Origin of the sequence: Serratia sp. BIGb0163, assembly GCF_024809935.1 — a bacterium.
Lineage (GTDB): Bacteria > Pseudomonadota > Gammaproteobacteria > Enterobacterales > Enterobacteriaceae > Serratia > Serratia quinivorans.
In genome coordinates this window covers 264,635-279,184 of record NZ_JANUDZ010000004.1, presented here as the reverse complement: position 1 = coordinate 279,184, position 14,550 = coordinate 264,635, and the positions used below count along the sequence as shown (strand labels likewise).

Below are 14,550 nucleotides of genomic sequence, written 5' to 3'. Positions count from 1 at the left end.
TACACTAGGTAAAGTTATGCAAAAAGCAGTATTGATAACCGGCTGTTCCAGCGGGATTGGATTGATTGCCGCGCAGGATCTGCGTAACCGTGGCTACCGGGTGCTGGCCGCCTGTCGCAAGCCGCAGGACGTTGAAAATATGCGTCAGCTTGGGCTGGAAGGCATTGAGCTGGATCTGGACGACAGTGACAGCGTCGAACGCGCCGCCGCACAGGTGATCGAACTGACCGGCGGCCGCCTGTATGGCCTGTTCAACAACGGCGGTTTTGGCGTTTACGGCCCGCTGAGCAGCATTTCGCGGCAGCAATTGGAACGCCAATTCGCCACCAATCTGTTCGGCACCCATCAATTAACCCAGCTGCTGTTGCCGGCGATGCTGCCGCACGGCGAGGGGCGTATTATTCAGACCAGTTCGGTGATGGGGCTGGTGTCCAGCGCCGGGCGTGGTGCCTACGCCGCCAGCAAGTTTGCGCTGGAAGCCTGGTCCGACGCGCTGCGGATGGAGCTGCACGGCACGGGCATTCAGGTCAGCCTGATAGAACCCGGTCCGCTCACCACCCACTTTACCCAGAACGTTAATCAGGCGCAGAGCGATAAACCGGTGCACAACCCCGGCATTGCCAAGCGCCTCACGCTACCGCCGGAAGCCATTTTGCCCAAACTGCGCCACGCGCTGGAAAGCCCAAGGGCCAAGCTGCGGTATCCGGTGACCCTGCTGGCGCACGCGCTCAGCGTATTACGCCGCATCCTGCCCGGCCGCTGTCTGGACTGGGTGTTACGCAGCAACGGTTAATTTGGCTGCCTGGGGTTGAAGAATGCCGTCCCGCCCCCATCTAAAAGCCAATGGCTCCGCAAGATCAGAGAGAAAATTACATGCTAGCTCAAGCTGTTGTTGATATTAACGAAACAAACCTGCACCAGACGCTGGAACAGTCAATGTCCATGCCGGTGGTGTTCTACTTCTGGTCGGATCGCAGCCAACACTGTCTGCAACTCACCCCGATACTCGATAAGCTGGCGGCGGAATATGCCGGCCAGTTCCTGCTGGCAAAAGTGGATTGTGACGCCGAGCAGGCCATCGCCGCTCAATTCGGCCTGCGCTCGCTGCCGACGGTATATCTGTTCAAAGACGGCCAGCCGGTCGACGGTTTCCAGGGCCCGCAGCCGGAAGAGATGATCCGTGAATTCCTGCAGCGTTTCCTGCCGAAGGAAGAAGACCTGAAACTGGCGCAGGCGACCGAGTTACTGGCAGAAGGCAATGCGGCAGAAGCGCTGCCGCTGTTGAAAGACGCCTGGCAAGCGAGCCAGCAACGCAGTGATATCGGTTTGACGCTGGCGGAAACCCAGATCGCGCTGAACCGCACTGAAGAGGCCGAAGCCGTGCTGGCAACCATTCCGTTGCAGGATAAAGATACCCGTTATCAGGGCCTGCTGGCGCAGATTGAACTGCTGAAACAGGCCGCTGATACGCCGGAAATTCAGCTGTTGCAACAGCAGGTGGATCAACAGCCGGAGAACGTCGATTTAGCCGTGCAGCTGGCGCTGCAACTGCATCAGGTTGGGCGCAATGAAGAAGCGCTGGAGCTGTTGATCGGGCATCTGAAGAAAGATCTCGCCGCCGCCAACGGCAGCGCGCGTAAAACATTGATGGATATTCTGGCCGCACTGGGCACCGGCGATGCGCTGGCCGCCAAATACCGCCGTCAGCTGTATTCGCTGTTGTACTGATAGTTCGGGGCGTAGTCCGCTGCGCCCCTCCCTTCTCAACGGTAAACCCGTGCCCCACCTTCAACGCCTTTCGGGCTGAACAACACCTGCCACAGTTGAATATCACGCGAGCGGAATGCTCCGGCGCAGGCGTTCAGGTAATAGGTGAACATCCGTTCGAAACGTTCAGAATAGCCCTCGGACAGCATCGGCCACGCCTGTTTGAAATTCTCATACCAGGCCATCAGCGTGCGATCGTAATCGGCGCCGATATTGTGCCAATCCTCCATCACAAAGCGCCCTTCGCTGGCTTGGGCAATATGGCGCACCGAAGGCAGACAGCCATTGGGGAAGATGTACTTGTTTATCCAGGCATCGACGTGAAGATTGGTTTGGTTGGCGCCAATGGTGTGCAGCAGGAACAAACCGTCGGGCTTAAGATTACGCGCGGCAACACGGAAGTAAGTGTCGTAGTTTTTCGGCCCCACGTGTTCAAACATGCCGACTGAAACAATACGATCAAACTGGCGGTTCAAGTCACGGTAATCCTGCAGCACAATTTCGACCTCAAGGCCGGCGCAGCGCTCCTGCGCCAGTTTTTGCTGCTCGGCCGAAATGGTCACACCATGCACTGTTACGCCGTAGTTTTCCGCTGCATACTGCGCCAGCCCACCCCAGCCACAGCCGATATCCAGCAACGACATGCCCGGTTTCAACTGCAGTTTCTCGCAGATCATTTTCAGCTTGGCCAACTGCGCCTGCTCCAGCGTATCGGCCTCTTTCCAGTAACCGCAGGAATATTGCATATAGGGATCGAGCATCGCACGGAACAGATCGTTGCCGATATCGTAATGTTCTTTACCCACCTGCCAGGCGCGTTTGCGTGACTGAAGGTTGAACAGCCGGGTATAGGCGATGCGCGCAATGTCGCTCAGATTTTTTGGCAAGCGTTCATCAACGCCGGCCTGCAGGACGCGGGTAAATAATGCGTCCAACCGCTCGCAGTCCCACCAGCCGTCCATGTAGCTTTCACCGAACCCGAGCGACCCCTCCTGCAAAATACGTTTAAACAACGCCGGGTTGTGTACCTTGATATCGCAGGCACGGTTGCCATTGATGGCAATACCGGCAGCGGACAGTAATTCCTCCACAATGCGATACCAACGATCTTTTTTTGGGGCAAGTTCATCAACACTGATTGAGTCCATAACAATCCTTGGAGAAATGTCATTTCAAAAAGCATAGTCGCAAATAAAAATGACAAATATTCGAAGTGAAAAGCGGCAATGCTTTTTACTCTAGCCAAGACGGACAACGTCATGAAATGAATTAAAATTATTGGAAACATGCCAATTTGGAATGTTAATGGCACAACGCCTCTGATTATACCCTATAGCTTTCAAGTTGCAGCTAGGCGGCCAACTCGCTCATCCCCAGGCGCTTACTCAAGTAAGTAACTGGGGTGAGCTAGTGCAGATAACAACGCTGCAACTTGAAAGATGACGGGTATATTAGTCTTTGCACTCTAGCTGGCGTAATATCTGTTTACATATGTCTGACAGGAGGTTTGCCATGTTTACCCTTATTCCCATCGTGATTGTCGTCGCACTGATCATCGTATTCGCCGGCGTCAAAATTGTTCCGCAGGGGTTCCAATGGACGGTGGAACGCTTCGGCCGCTACACCAAAACGCTGATGCCCGGTTTAAACCTGGTGGTGCCCTTTATGGACCGCATCGGCAGAAAAATTAATATGATGGAGCAGGTGCTGGATATTCCTTCACAGGAAATTATCTCGCGCGACAACGCCAACGTGGCCATCGATGCGGTGTGTTTTATCCAGGTCGTCGATCCGGCACGTGCCGCTTATGAAGTCAGCAATCTGGAACTGGCGATCGTCAACCTGACCATGACCAACTTCCGTACCGTGCTCGGCTCCATGGAGCTGGACGAAATTCTCTCGCAGCGTGACAGCATCAACAGCCGCCTGCTGCATATCGTCGACGAAGCCACCAATCCGTGGGGCATTAAAATCACCCGTATCGAGATCCGTGACGTACGTCCACCGGCAGAGTTAATCTCGGCAATGAACGCCCAGATGAAGGCCGAGCGAACCAAGCGTGCGGATATTCTGGAGGCCGAAGGTGTGCGTCAGGCCGCCATCCTGCGTGCCGAAGGCGACAAACAGTCGCAAATCCTCAAGGCGGAAGGTGAACGTCAGTCGGCGTTCCTGCAGGCCGAAGCCCGTGAACGTGCCGCTGAAGCGGAAGCGCGAGCCACTCAACTGGTTTCCGACGCTATCGCCAGCGGTAATATCCAGGCAGTGAACTACTTTGTGGCACAAAAATACACCGATGCGCTGCAAAAAATCGGCTCTGCCAACAACAGTAAAGTCATCATGATGCCGCTGGACGCCAGCAGCCTGCTCGGTTCCATTGGTGGCATTGCCGAACTGTTGAAAGACAACAAAGGCAAGTAATCATGCTCGAACAAATTGCAGCAAACCCGCACTGGTTTTGGCTTTCCCTTGGCGGGTTGCTGTTGGCGGCGGAAATGCTCGGTGCCAGCGGTTACCTGTTATGGAGTGGCGTATCGGCGGTGGTGGTCGGCGCCATCGTCTGGCTGCTGCCGCAGCTGGCCTGGGAGTGGCAGGGGGTGATTTTTGCCGTACTGACCGTGGTGGTGGCCTACCTGTGGTGGTACTGGCTACGCCAACGCCCGGCAGCGGCTTCCAGCGGTTCGCAGGTGCTTAACCAACGCAATCGTCAGTTGATTGGCACCCGCGCTACGCTGACCGAACCCATGCACAACGGTATGGGTCGTATTAACATCGGCGACAGCAGCTGGCGCGCGCAGGCCAGTGAAGACCTGGCGGTGGGCACCGAAGTAGAAGTCATTGCCGTCGAAGGCATAACTTTGGTGATCCGCGCCATTGCCCGTTAATGCTTATGGCAACAGCCCGCCAGGTTGTTAATGATTGGGCACTCGGCTCCGTCATCACCCGGGCATTGATCTGCCAGCGCCACCAAACGCTGGCGCATCTCACCGAGTTCGGCGATGTGCTTTTCAATATCCGCCACTTTTTGCAGCGTGCGCGCTTTCACATCGGCGCTGTGGCGGGCCGGATCGTTAAACAGCGCCACCAGCTCGCGACATTCATCCAGATTAAATCCCACCTGCCGTGCCTGGCGCAGCAGCGTCAGTTCTTCGATGTGCTTCGGGCTGTAGCTGCGATAGCCGTTGTCGGTACGGATCGGCGCAGTCACCAGCCCTTTCTCTTCATAAAAGCGAATGGCCTTGCTGGTTAAACCGGTTTTTTTCGCTACGTCGCTAATATTCATTTTCACTCCTTGACCTTCCCCTTGCTGGAAGGTTTATCCTTCATTCTTAGTGAAAACAGGCAAAGCGGTCAACCTTTAAACACCGTTCTTGAGAGGAATCGAACCATGTCACAAATTACCGTACTGGCATTGCAGGGGCTGACCTGCATGCATTGTGTTGGTAGCACACGTAAAGCTTTAGAAGCCGTGCCTGGCGTTACCGCCGTGGAAGTCGCCCTTGATAGCGCCAAAGTGACCGGCGATGTCGCGCCACAAATGCTGATTAACGCGGTGGAACAGGCCGGTTATCAAGCCACCCTTGCCTAACCTCCCCATAGGCCGAGCCAAGACCACGGGGCGCACATCAATGCGCCCTTTTTTCTTTGGGATAATTCCTTCACTCTTCAGACTTTCTTGTCTGCCTGATAGCGTTTAGCATGGGGTAAATGTTACGCCCCTCACCTTTCAAGCTGAAAGGCGAACAAGTTATTCAGGAGCCACGCTGTATGGGTCAACTGTTACGCCGCATCGCCGCCTTTCTCGGTCTGATCTCTCCCATGACCTACGCCTATCCGGCGCTGGATATTCGACTGCCTGGCGATCGTCAGTTCCATCTGGTCGGCAGCATTCATATGGGTACGGTAGATATGTCTCCGCTGCCGGCCAAACTGGCCGCACGCCTCAAGCAGGCAGATGCCTTGATTGTTGAAGCCGATATTACCGGCTCCGCCTCGCCGTTTGACCATATAGAACAGCAAGCAGAACTTGATCAACGTCTCTCTGAACCCGAATTTCAGCAGTTACTGACGCTGTGTCAGGAACTGGGCACCGATGCAGCAACCTTTTCAACCCTGCCCGGCTGGCAGGTGGCGCTAATGATGCAGGCCCGCCAGGCTCAGCGTTTGGGGTTGCGCGCTGAATACGGGGTGGATTATCAACTGCTGCAAGCGGCCAGAGCACAGCATAAAAAGGTGATCGAGCTGGAAGGCGCGCAGCAGCAAATGGCGATGCTGGAGCAGTTACCGGAAGGGGGCATGGCCCTGCTGCGTGATACGCTGGAACACTGGCATACCAACGCACGGCTGCTGCAAACCATGGTGAGCTGGTGGCTGGACGCGAAACCCAGCGGTATGTTGGAAACCCTGCCAGCCACTTTCAGTGCCGATCTTTACGACGTGCTGATGCATCAGCGCAATCGCGATTGGCGACAAAAACTGGAGGCGTTACCGGCCGGCAACTATGTGGTAGCGGTGGGTGCGCTGCATCTGTACGGCGAGGATAATCTGCCGGCAATGCTGCAGGGGCAGTAAAAAAGTGGCCAATATCGCTACTGGCCAGTCAAAGAGGAATTTCTTGTATTGTAGTTATACGCATTGTAACCCTGTTAACGGTTACAATAGACAGGGTAGCAACCGAGTGAACATCTTGGCAACCCGCATTACGCTGCCGTTGCTCAGGTTGCTGTTACCGTTATATTTTTGTAATTTTGTTGCATCCCGTTGCAACCTTGAGCAGCGGGAGAAATAGGAAAACAAATGACACCCGCAGTGATCCTGCTTGAGAAACAAAAAGTCGCCTTTACTCTTCATTCCTATCATCACGACAGTGCCGAAACCAATTTCGGTGATGAAGCGGTGAAAAAGCTCGGACTGGATGCCGACCGCGTCTATAAAACGCTGCTGGTGGCGCTGAACGGCGATGCCAAACATCTGGCGGTGGCCGTCACGCCGGTTGCTGGGCAATTGGATTTGAAGAAGGTTGCCCGCGCACTGGGGGCGAAAAAGGCCGAAATGGCCGATCCCGTACTGGCGCAGCGCGTCACCGGTTATCTGGTGGGCGGCATCAGCCCGCTGGGGCAAAAAAAGCGCCTGCCTACGGTGATTGACAGCCCGGCACAGCAGTTCGCCACCATTTACGTCTCCGGCGGCAAACGCGGGTTGGACATTGAGCTGGCGGCAGAGGATCTTTGTCGGCTGCTGGCCGGCAGCTTCGCCGATATCGCCAAGCGCGACTGAATCGATAGGGGGAGACTTACGCCTCCCCCGCTGACGACTTACTGATACACAATCTCGCCCTTCGGCTCATAGGCCGCCGCATCCAGCGGTGAATGCTTCTCAATGTACTGTTTCAGTACTTCGGCATCGATAAAGCCGGTGTTGACGTAGCTTGGCAAAGTATCCAGCTTCGGATAACCGTCACCGCCCAGCGCATTGAAGTTCAGCGTGGCCATACGGTAAGTTTTATCCGCCTGCAGCGGCTCGCCTTTGATTTTGACATTGCTGACGCCCTGCTTGCCGTCCGCCGTCAGGCTGACGTTGGCAAACTGCGCGTAGGCGCCGGAATCCACTTTCATATTAGCCACCACCGCCAGGTATTTCTCCACCTCGCTGCCTTTCATTTCGACGTAGACCAACGTGTTACCAAACGGCTGTACCTTCAACACGTTTTTATAGGTAATGTCACCGGCTTCAATCGAGTCACGTACCCCGCCCCCGCTCATTACGGCAAAGTCGGCCTCGGCACGTTCCATCTGCGCTGCCAGCAGCACGCGCGACAGGTTGGTCTGAACAAAGCGCACCTTACTGCGATCGCCTTCCAGCTTGCCGTTGACGCTGCCAATTTTCACCTCCAGCTGCGCCTTGCCCTTTTCCTGGAACGGCGTCAGCAGTTTCATCATCGACGCATCTTCCGCGATCTGCTGGGTGTAATAGACGCGCTCGCTGGTGCCGTCGGCTTTCTCTACCTTCTTCTTGAGATTGACCGGGATCAGCTGATAATGCACCAGCTTCAGTTCACCGTTACGGAACTGGAAATCGGCACGGCCCACGTACTTGCCCCACTCGTGCGCCTGCACGATCCAGGTGCCGTTCTGACGATCCGGCGAGCACGGGGTGCCCGGCACATAATCCACCTGCTTGTGGTTTTCACCGGCCATACAAACCGGATCCTGCGAGTGGCCACCGACGATCATATCCAGATAACCGGCAGGCAGGCTGCGCGCCATTTCTACATCACCGGGCGCATTGGAGCCGTGGTTGCCGTCATCGTAATGGCCCATGTGGGTCGCGGCGATGATCACGTCCGGTTTCTCTTCCTTGCGCAGTTGCTCCACCACCTGTTTGGCTTCCTGCGCCGGTACGTGGAACTCAATGTCGGTGAAATATTCCGGGTTGCCAATCTTGGAGGTGTCATCGGTAGTCAGGCCGATCACCGCGATCTTGATGCCCTGCTTATCGAACAAGGCATAGGGTTTGAACAGGCGCTGCTGGGTGCTTTTCTGATAGATGTTGGCCGACAGCAGCGGGAAAGTGGCCCACTTCTCCTGCTGGCGCAACACGCTGAGCGGATTGTCGAATTCATGGTTGCCGATCGCCATCGCGTCATAGCCCACCAGATTCATGCCGCGGAAGTCCGGCTCGGCATCCTGCAGATCGGATTCCGGTACGCCGGTATTAATATCACCGCCCGACAGCAGCAACAGGCTACCGCCCTTGGCCGCGACCTCCTGGCGAATGCTGTCCACCAGCGTTTTTTGTGCGCCCAGACCATATTCACCGTGGTCGTTCTGCCAGAAATGGCCGTGGTGATCGTTGGTATGCAAAATGGTGATGTCGTAGGTCTTATCCTTTTCCCAGGCGCTGGCGGCTCCCGACAGGAAAGTCAGGGACACGGCCAAAGCGCATGCGGTGGTCTTTAACGAAAAGCGCATGGCGGAACTCCATATGATATTTAACTGCTTTTTTGAGATGGCCGAAATTGTAGCGCGAAACAATGGCAACTAATTTCAAATTTTTGCGATGTGCGTCAAATTATGTCGGATATGGTAAATATTGAACAACTTGCCTAAGATATCTGCTCTGTCCTCTAAAACTTACCAGGCTAATAATAAAATGACCGACCGTAGCGAAACCGCCCTGCCACAGGCCAAGGGCAGTGCGGTTAAAGGGACTGCTTTCTCGATTCTCGGTGCCATCAGCGTCTCTCACCTGCTCAACGACATGATTCAATCGCTGATCCTGGCGATTTACCCAATCCTGCAGGCTGACTTCAGCCTCAGCTTCGTGCAGATCGGCATGATTACTCTGACCTACCAGCTCACGGCGTCCTTATTGCAGCCGCTGATTGGTTACTACACGGATAAACATCCGCAGCCATATTCGCTGCCCATCGGCATGGGTTTTACCCTGTGCGGGCTGCTGCTACTGTCCGTGGCCAACACCTTCCCGCTGGTGCTGTTGGCGGCGGCATTGGTCGGTACCGGCTCTTCGGTATTCCATCCGGAATCCTCCCGAGTGGCGCGGATGGCTTCCGGTGGCCGACATGGCCTGGCACAGTCACTGTTCCAGGTGGGCGGTAACTTTGGCAGCTCCCTCGGGCCACTGCTGGCGGCGCTGATTATCGCGCCTTACGGCAAGGGTAACGTCGCCTGGTTCTCCCTGGCTGCGCTGCTGGCGATTGTGGTGCTATTGCAGGTCAGTAAATGGTATCAACAACAGCATCGGGCAACAAAAGGCCAGCCTAAAACGGCCTCTTTGGTGAAACCGCTGCCGAAACGTACGGTTACCTATGCTATTGGCATCCTGCTGGTGCTGATTTTCTCCAAATACTTCTATCTGGCCAGCATTAGCAGTTATTACACCTTTTATCTGATGCACAAGTTCGGTGTTTCAGTGCAAAATGCCCAATTCCATCTGTTCGCCTTCCTGTTCGCCGTGGCCGCAGGCACCATTATCGGCGGGCCTTTGGGCGACAAGATAGGTCGAAAACGTGTTATTTGGGGCTCAATCCTTGGTGCAGCACCATTTACGCTTGTTTTACCCTATGCATCTCTGTACTGGACCGGCATTTTAACGGTGTTTATAGGGGTAATACTCGCTTCGGCGTTTTCTGCCATTCTGGTTTACGCTCAGGAACTGATCCCAGGCAAAGTGGGCATGGTTTCCGGTTTATTCTTCGGTTTTGCTTTTGGCATGGGCGGATTAGGTGCGGCAGTTCTTGGTTATGTCGCAGATTTGACCAGTATCGAGCTGGTCTACCAAATCTGTGCTTTCCTGCCACTGATCGGCATTATTACCGCATTGCTGCCCAATATGGAGCATAACTCACAATAACCCTGCTACAGGCCCGGTTTGAATTCATCGCCAAACCGGGTCATCCCCCACATAAATCCATATTATTTGGCTTATTAAGTGTTAAATCTCCTCATTGGCACACCAAAAGCGGAATCCTCTGCTTTTTCGCAAAATAGCTATATTTAGCTAAGCACGTCGCGAACAAATGCAATAAACTAAATGTATCTTTTCGTAACTCTGTTGCGTTTCCCCTCTGCTGCAATGCATAGCTAGAAGGAGTTTGGATGCATAATTCAACACCGCTAATCACCACCATTGTCGGAGGCTTGGTCCTCGCCTTCCTCCTCGGAATGCTGGCGAATCGCCTGCGCATCTCCCCGCTGGTCGGGTACCTTGCCGCAGGCGTGCTCGCCGGCCCTTTTACCCCCGGTTTTGTTGCCGACACCTCGCTGGCTCCGGAACTGGCGGAAATCGGCGTGATTTTGTTGATGTTTGGTGTTGGCCTCCACTTCTCTCTTAAAGACCTCCTCGCAGTAAAACATATCGCCATTCCCGGTGCCGTGGCCCAGATTGCCGTTGCCACCTTGCTGGGTATAGGGTTATCAAAACTGCTCGGCTGGGATTTGATTTCCGGTCTGGTGTTCGGGCTTTGCTTATCCACCGCCAGTACCGTGGTGCTGCTGCGTGCGCTGGAAGAGCGTCAGTTGATTGATAGCCAGCGTGGGCAAATCGCCATCGGCTGGCTGATCGTAGAAGACCTGGCGATGGTGCTGACGCTGGTATTGCTGCCGGCGTTCGGCAATATGCTGGGCAATAACAACGCCAGCAGCGGCCAGTTACTGATTGAGTTGGCAGTGACCATTGGTAAAGTCATCGCCTTTATCGCGCTGATGATTGTGGTTGGCCGTCGCCTGGTGCCGTGGATCCTGGCGAAAACCGCCAGTACCGGTTCACGTGAACTCTTTACCCTGGCGGTGTTGGCATTGGCACTCGGTATTGCCTATGGCGCGGTGAAACTGTTCGATGTTTCCTTTGCCCTGGGGGCATTCTTCGCCGGTATGGTGCTCAATGAGTCTGAGCTGAGCCATCGAGCGGCCCACGACACCTTACCGCTGCGCGATGCCTTCGCCGTACTGTTCTTTGTCTCGGTCGGCATGCTGTTTGATCCGATGATCCTGATCAATGAGCCTCTGGCGGTGCTGGCAACGCTGGCGATTATCGTGTTCGGTAAATCGGCGGCCGCATTCCTGCTGGTGAAAATGTTCGGCCACTCCAAACGCACCGCGCTGACCATCTCCGCCAGCCTGGCGCAGATTGGCGAGTTTGCCTTCATCCTGGCAGGGCTTGGGATCACGCTGGGCATGATGTCGGAGCACGGCCGTAATCTGGTGCTGGCCGGGGCTATTTTGTCGATCATGCTTAACCCGCTGCTGTTCACCCTGCTCGAACGTTATCTGGCCAAGACCGAGACCATAGAAGACCAAATCCTGGAAGAAGCGGTAGAGGACGAGAAGCAGATCCCGGTCGATATGTGCAACCACGCGTTGGTGGTTGGCTATGGCCGCGTCGGTAGTCTGCTTGGGGCCAAGCTGGCCGAAGCCGGTATTCCGCTGGTGGTAATCGAAAACTCACGGCCACGGGTTGAAGCATTGCGTGAACAGGGCATTAAAACGGTGCTGGGTAACGCCGCCAATCCGGAAGTGATGGATCTGGCACGGCTGGACTGCGCACGCTGGCTGTTGTTGACCATCCCCAATGGTTACGAGGCCGGTGAGATCGTAGCCTCTGCGCGAACCAAGCGGCCCAACATCGAAATTATCGCCCGGGCGCACTACGATGACGAAGTATCCTATATCTCAGATCGTGGGGCGAATCAGGTGGTGATGGGAGAACGGGAAATCGCCAACAGCATGCTGAATATCCTTAAGTTGGATACGCTGACTGAAGAAGAGAAAATGGGCGGCTGCCCGATTTGATGTGACAAGCGATGTAAAAAAGGTCCGGCGAGCCGGACCTTTTTGTTTTTACCGTTCCCAGTAAGACTCTTCCAGGCTGTCCTCTCGTTCCGGCAGGCCACGCGTCAGACGCGGTGAATGCTGGTTCAGTACCTGATAGCTGACGCGGTTGGCATATTTACACACCTGCGCTAACGAGGAGTAAGTCAGGTAACTGCGAACGTGCTTGCTGGAGTTCGGCACGTTATTGCGGTGAAAACCGTTGGCGGCAATATCATGCAGCAGCGCTGACAGCGCCCCATCACCGGCACCGTTGGTGTTCATGATTTTTTCCGGCCCGCCCATATAGGGTGCAATGTGCGAATAGATGCGGAACGGGTTCTCGCAGCTTTCACGACGCATCGCGCGGCTGAACTCATAGCGGTTGAATTCGGCAATATGCCCCGGCAACAGCGGATGCTGAGTTTCTCGCTTGTTGGCCTCTTCGGTGTAACCCGCCATATACAAACCACTTGGCCCGGCGGTACACAACACCAGATCGACCCATTCCAGCGCCATGTCAGAAGCGGTCAGCGGATCGCTCAGCCCGGTCAGCTCCAGCGCTTCATCTTCGTTCATCGCCAGAATAGAAACGTGCTGTTTCAGGAAGTCGCGCCACCACTGCGGGTTGTCGGCGATCACGTACTTGGTGCCGAGCGTCAGTACCACCGGTACATCGTGCTTTTTGGCAAACTCGATCGCCTGCATGGTCGCCGCCGGCATCGGCTCACCTTCCTTGCAACGCACCAGATAGGACGTCAGCACCAATGCCGAGGCACCGGCAATCACCTCTTCCGTCACGCTTTCCGGCCGCAGTTGATTCATCTGCCCTGGGCTGATGGCGAAGGTGCGCTCACCGCTTTCACCGATCAGCGTGAAGCAGCGACCAATAGCACCGTCAACCGCCTGCAGATGGTTAAGATCGGTACGGCTGGAGGTATTGCACAGATAGCGGTAGGCGTAGCTGCCAATCTTGATATTGCTGCACATCACGCCGAGCAGCACCGAGCGGTCATCCGCCAGCACTGAATAGTTGTGCAAAGTATTGCCGATGGTACCGCCGGCAAACTGATGGGTGATTAAATTGTTGTCGATCAATTCCTGATACAGCGCCTCGGCGACGTCATCCTCGATCACCAGAGAATGCCCCAGACTCAGGCCATAGCGCTGGACGAAGCTGTCGTCCACTTTGGCTTCGATATCCACCAGCGTCTGGTCAATACCGACGACATAAGAGGTGCTGATTTCATTTTCGGGCTGAGCCTGCTGCAAGAGCGGATCGCGGGCGTTCACCGGAAAATAGTGTTTGGACTTACGTTTACCAGGAAATTTCATTTAATTGGCGGCAGTGGCAGTTAACAGGCAGAGAATGTTAGCACATTCCTGCCCGATTGATGATGGCCGTCACCATTTTGCGTTCTGAGGATCAGAAGCGCTGTGCCACCAGTTGCTGCATCATATCAATGTGCGCCGGCTCGTCGTTGAGCGCTGAAATGTACTCGAACTTCTCACCGCCGGCCTTAAGGAAGATCTCGCGGTTTTGCTCTTTGATCTCCTCCAGCGTTTCCAGGCAGTCCGCAGAGAAACCGGGGCAGATAAGCTGAATATGTTTAACACCCTGAGCCGGCAGGCCTTTGAGGGTCTCGTCGGTATAAGGCGTCAGCCAGGGCTCACGACCAAAGCGCGACTGATAAGTCATCATCACCCGTTCCGGTGCCAGCGGTAACGTGGCAGTCAGAGCTCGTAAAGTGTCTTCGCAACGCTGCGGATAATCGTCGCCCAGACGCGCATAGCGCTTGGGAATGCCATGGAATGACAACACCAGTCGATCCGGCTGACCATGCTCGGCAAACGAATGCTCAACACTTTGGCGCAGCGCGGCAATGTAGGCCGGGTGCTCGGCATAGTCGCGGATAAAGCTGACTGACGGCAGGCGACGGTAGCCTTTCAGTATCCGGGCCACTCCGTCCCATACCGCGGCGCTGGTCGAGCAGGAGTATTGCGGGTACAGCGGCAACACCACCAGATTGGTCACGCCTTGCGCCAGCAGCTTGTCAATCGCTTCGGCCAGGCTTGGGGAGCCGTAGCTCATACCCAGTTCAACCGGCGTGTTGGGCATACGTGCGGCCAACGCGCGCTGCTGGCGGCGGCTGTAAACCAGCAACGGAGAACCTTCGTCCATCCATACCGACTGATACAACTTGGCGACCCGCGGTGAACGGATCGGCAAGATGGCGCCGTTGAGGATCGGCCACCAAATCAGCGGGGCCGTATCCACCACGCGGTCGTCACTGAGGAATTCCTTTAGATAGCGTTTTACCGCCGACGAGGTCGGAGCATCCGGCGTGCCCAGGTTCACCAGCAATACTCCGTGTTTCTCTTGCTTCATCACAGTTCCCCTTGGTTCCTTGCAAGCTAACCCCCCGTTCTGGGTCAGGGGGTTAACGTCAATTAATGG

The 14,550-nt window shown here is 55.4% G+C and carries 13 protein-coding genes and 1 pseudogene; 9 read left to right on the top strand and 5 right to left on the bottom strand.

Annotated elements, in window-relative coordinates; translation table 11 throughout:
- The first annotated feature begins 16 nt into the window (after window positions 1-16).
- Together M2406_RS16430 and M2406_RS16425 are read left to right on the top strand one after the other, a co-directional pair.
- Complete coding sequence (locus M2406_RS16430; RefSeq protein ID WP_012005595.1) at window positions 17-793, top strand: SDR family oxidoreductase; 777 nt, start codon at window positions 17-19, stop codon at window positions 791-793.
- 80 nt (window positions 794-873) lie between these two features.
- Window positions 874-1,728, top strand: a complete 855-nt coding sequence (locus tag M2406_RS16425; protein WP_041418485.1) for a co-chaperone YbbN — start codon at window positions 874-876, stop codon at window positions 1,726-1,728.
- A 35-nt stretch (window positions 1,729-1,763) separates the two neighbouring features.
- Here M2406_RS16425 and cfa read toward each other — a convergent pair whose 3' ends face one another.
- On the bottom strand, window positions 1,764-2,915 hold the full coding sequence (cfa, locus tag M2406_RS16420) for a cyclopropane fatty acyl phospholipid synthase (protein WP_012005593.1): 1,152 nt from the start codon (window positions 2,913-2,915) through the stop codon (window positions 1,764-1,766).
- Between the two features lie 364 nt (window positions 2,916-3,279).
- On the opposite strand from cfa, the gene M2406_RS16415 reads away from it, so the two are divergent.
- Both M2406_RS16415 and M2406_RS16410 read left to right on the top strand, forming a co-directional pair.
- Window positions 3,280-4,185 (top strand): SPFH domain-containing protein, encoded by a 906-nt coding sequence (locus tag M2406_RS16415; RefSeq protein ID WP_017891872.1) that lies wholly within the window; start codon window positions 3,280-3,282, stop codon window positions 4,183-4,185.
- Between the two features lie 2 nt (window positions 4,186-4,187).
- Window positions 4,188-4,649, top strand: coding sequence for an NfeD family protein (locus M2406_RS16410; RefSeq protein WP_012005591.1), 462 nt, complete (start codon window positions 4,188-4,190; stop codon window positions 4,647-4,649).
- Here M2406_RS16410 and cueR read toward each other — a convergent pair.
- Window positions 4,646-5,047, bottom strand: a complete 402-nt coding sequence (gene cueR, locus M2406_RS16405; protein WP_012005590.1) for a Cu(I)-responsive transcriptional regulator — start codon at window positions 5,045-5,047, stop codon at window positions 4,646-4,648. The genes M2406_RS16410 and cueR overlap by 4 nt on opposite strands.
- A gap of 105 nt (window positions 5,048-5,152) precedes the next feature.
- Here cueR and M2406_RS16400 point away from each other — a divergent pair.
- The 3 genes and pseudogenes from M2406_RS16400 to ybaK form a co-directional block, all read left to right on the top strand.
- A pseudogene (locus M2406_RS16400) lies at window positions 5,153-5,350 on the top strand (cation transporter); the annotation flags it as partial.
- 182 nt (window positions 5,351-5,532) lie between these two features.
- A complete protein-coding gene (locus M2406_RS16395; RefSeq protein ID WP_012005588.1) occupies window positions 5,533-6,336 on the top strand; it encodes a TraB/GumN family protein in 804 nt (267 codons plus the stop codon).
- A 225-nt stretch (window positions 6,337-6,561) separates the two neighbouring features.
- Window positions 6,562-7,041, top strand: coding sequence for a Cys-tRNA(Pro)/Cys-tRNA(Cys) deacylase YbaK (ybaK, locus tag M2406_RS16390; protein WP_012005587.1), 480 nt, complete (start codon window positions 6,562-6,564; stop codon window positions 7,039-7,041).
- A 38-nt stretch (window positions 7,042-7,079) separates the two neighbouring features.
- Here ybaK and ushA read toward each other — a convergent pair whose 3' ends face one another.
- Complete coding sequence (ushA, locus tag M2406_RS16385) at window positions 7,080-8,735, bottom strand: bifunctional UDP-sugar hydrolase/5'-nucleotidase UshA (RefSeq protein ID WP_153857790.1); 1,656 nt, start codon at window positions 8,733-8,735, stop codon at window positions 7,080-7,082.
- A 181-nt stretch (window positions 8,736-8,916) separates the two neighbouring features.
- On the opposite strand from ushA, the gene M2406_RS16380 reads away from it, so the two are divergent.
- Both M2406_RS16380 and ybaL read left to right on the top strand, forming a co-directional pair.
- Window positions 8,917-10,137: an MFS transporter gene (locus M2406_RS16380; RefSeq protein ID WP_115183122.1), complete on the top strand. Its 1,221-nt coding sequence runs from the start codon at window positions 8,917-8,919 to the stop codon at window positions 10,135-10,137.
- A gap of 245 nt (window positions 10,138-10,382) precedes the next feature.
- Window positions 10,383-12,074 (top strand): YbaL family putative K(+) efflux transporter, encoded by a 1,692-nt coding sequence (gene ybaL / locus M2406_RS16375; protein ID WP_012005584.1) that lies wholly within the window; start codon window positions 10,383-10,385, stop codon window positions 12,072-12,074.
- A 48-nt stretch (window positions 12,075-12,122) separates the two neighbouring features.
- Here ybaL and M2406_RS16370 read toward each other — a convergent pair whose 3' ends face one another.
- Window positions 12,123-13,427 carry an inosine/guanosine kinase gene (locus M2406_RS16370; protein ID WP_012005583.1) on the bottom strand — a complete coding sequence of 435 codons (1,305 nt, stop codon included), beginning with the start codon at window positions 13,425-13,427 and terminating at the stop codon, window positions 12,123-12,125.
- A gap of 91 nt (window positions 13,428-13,518) precedes the next feature.
- Window positions 13,519-14,481, bottom strand: coding sequence for a ferrochelatase (gene hemH / locus M2406_RS16365; protein WP_012005582.1), 963 nt, complete (start codon window positions 14,479-14,481; stop codon window positions 13,519-13,521).
- Between the last annotated feature and the right edge of the window lie 69 nt (window positions 14,482-14,550).

Bases quoted from the DNA above. Each gene is read 5' to 3' on its own strand.
- M2406_RS16410 (WP_012005591.1), top strand. From the start codon at position 4,188: ATGCTCGAACAAATTGCAGCAAACCCGCACTGGTTTTGGCTTTCCCTT.
- M2406_RS16430 (WP_012005595.1), top strand. From the start codon at position 17: ATGCAAAAAGCAGTATTGATAACCGGCTGTTCCAGCGGGATTGGATTG.
- cueR (WP_012005590.1), bottom strand. From the start codon at position 5,047: ATGAATATTAGCGACGTAGCGAAAAAAACCGGTTTAACCAGCAAGGCC.
- M2406_RS16425 (WP_041418485.1), top strand. From the start codon at position 874: ATGCTAGCTCAAGCTGTTGTTGATATTAACGAAACAAACCTGCACCAG.
- M2406_RS16380 (WP_115183122.1), top strand. From the start codon at position 8,917: ATGACCGACCGTAGCGAAACCGCCCTGCCACAGGCCAAGGGCAGTGCG.
- cfa (WP_012005593.1), bottom strand. From the start codon at position 2,915: ATGGACTCAATCAGTGTTGATGAACTTGCCCCAAAAAAAGATCGTTGG.
- ybaL (WP_012005584.1), top strand. From the start codon at position 10,383: ATGCATAATTCAACACCGCTAATCACCACCATTGTCGGAGGCTTGGTC.
- hemH (WP_012005582.1), bottom strand. From the start codon at position 14,481: ATGAAGCAAGAGAAACACGGAGTATTGCTGGTGAACCTGGGCACGCCG.
- M2406_RS16415 (WP_017891872.1), top strand. From the start codon at position 3,280: ATGTTTACCCTTATTCCCATCGTGATTGTCGTCGCACTGATCATCGTA.
- M2406_RS16395 (WP_012005588.1), top strand. From the start codon at position 5,533: ATGGGTCAACTGTTACGCCGCATCGCCGCCTTTCTCGGTCTGATCTCT.
- M2406_RS16370 (WP_012005583.1), bottom strand. From the start codon at position 13,427: ATGAAATTTCCTGGTAAACGTAAGTCCAAACACTATTTTCCGGTGAAC.
- ushA (WP_153857790.1), bottom strand. From the start codon at position 8,735: ATGCGCTTTTCGTTAAAGACCACCGCATGCGCTTTGGCCGTGTCCCTG.
- ybaK (WP_012005587.1), top strand. From the start codon at position 6,562: ATGACACCCGCAGTGATCCTGCTTGAGAAACAAAAAGTCGCCTTTACT.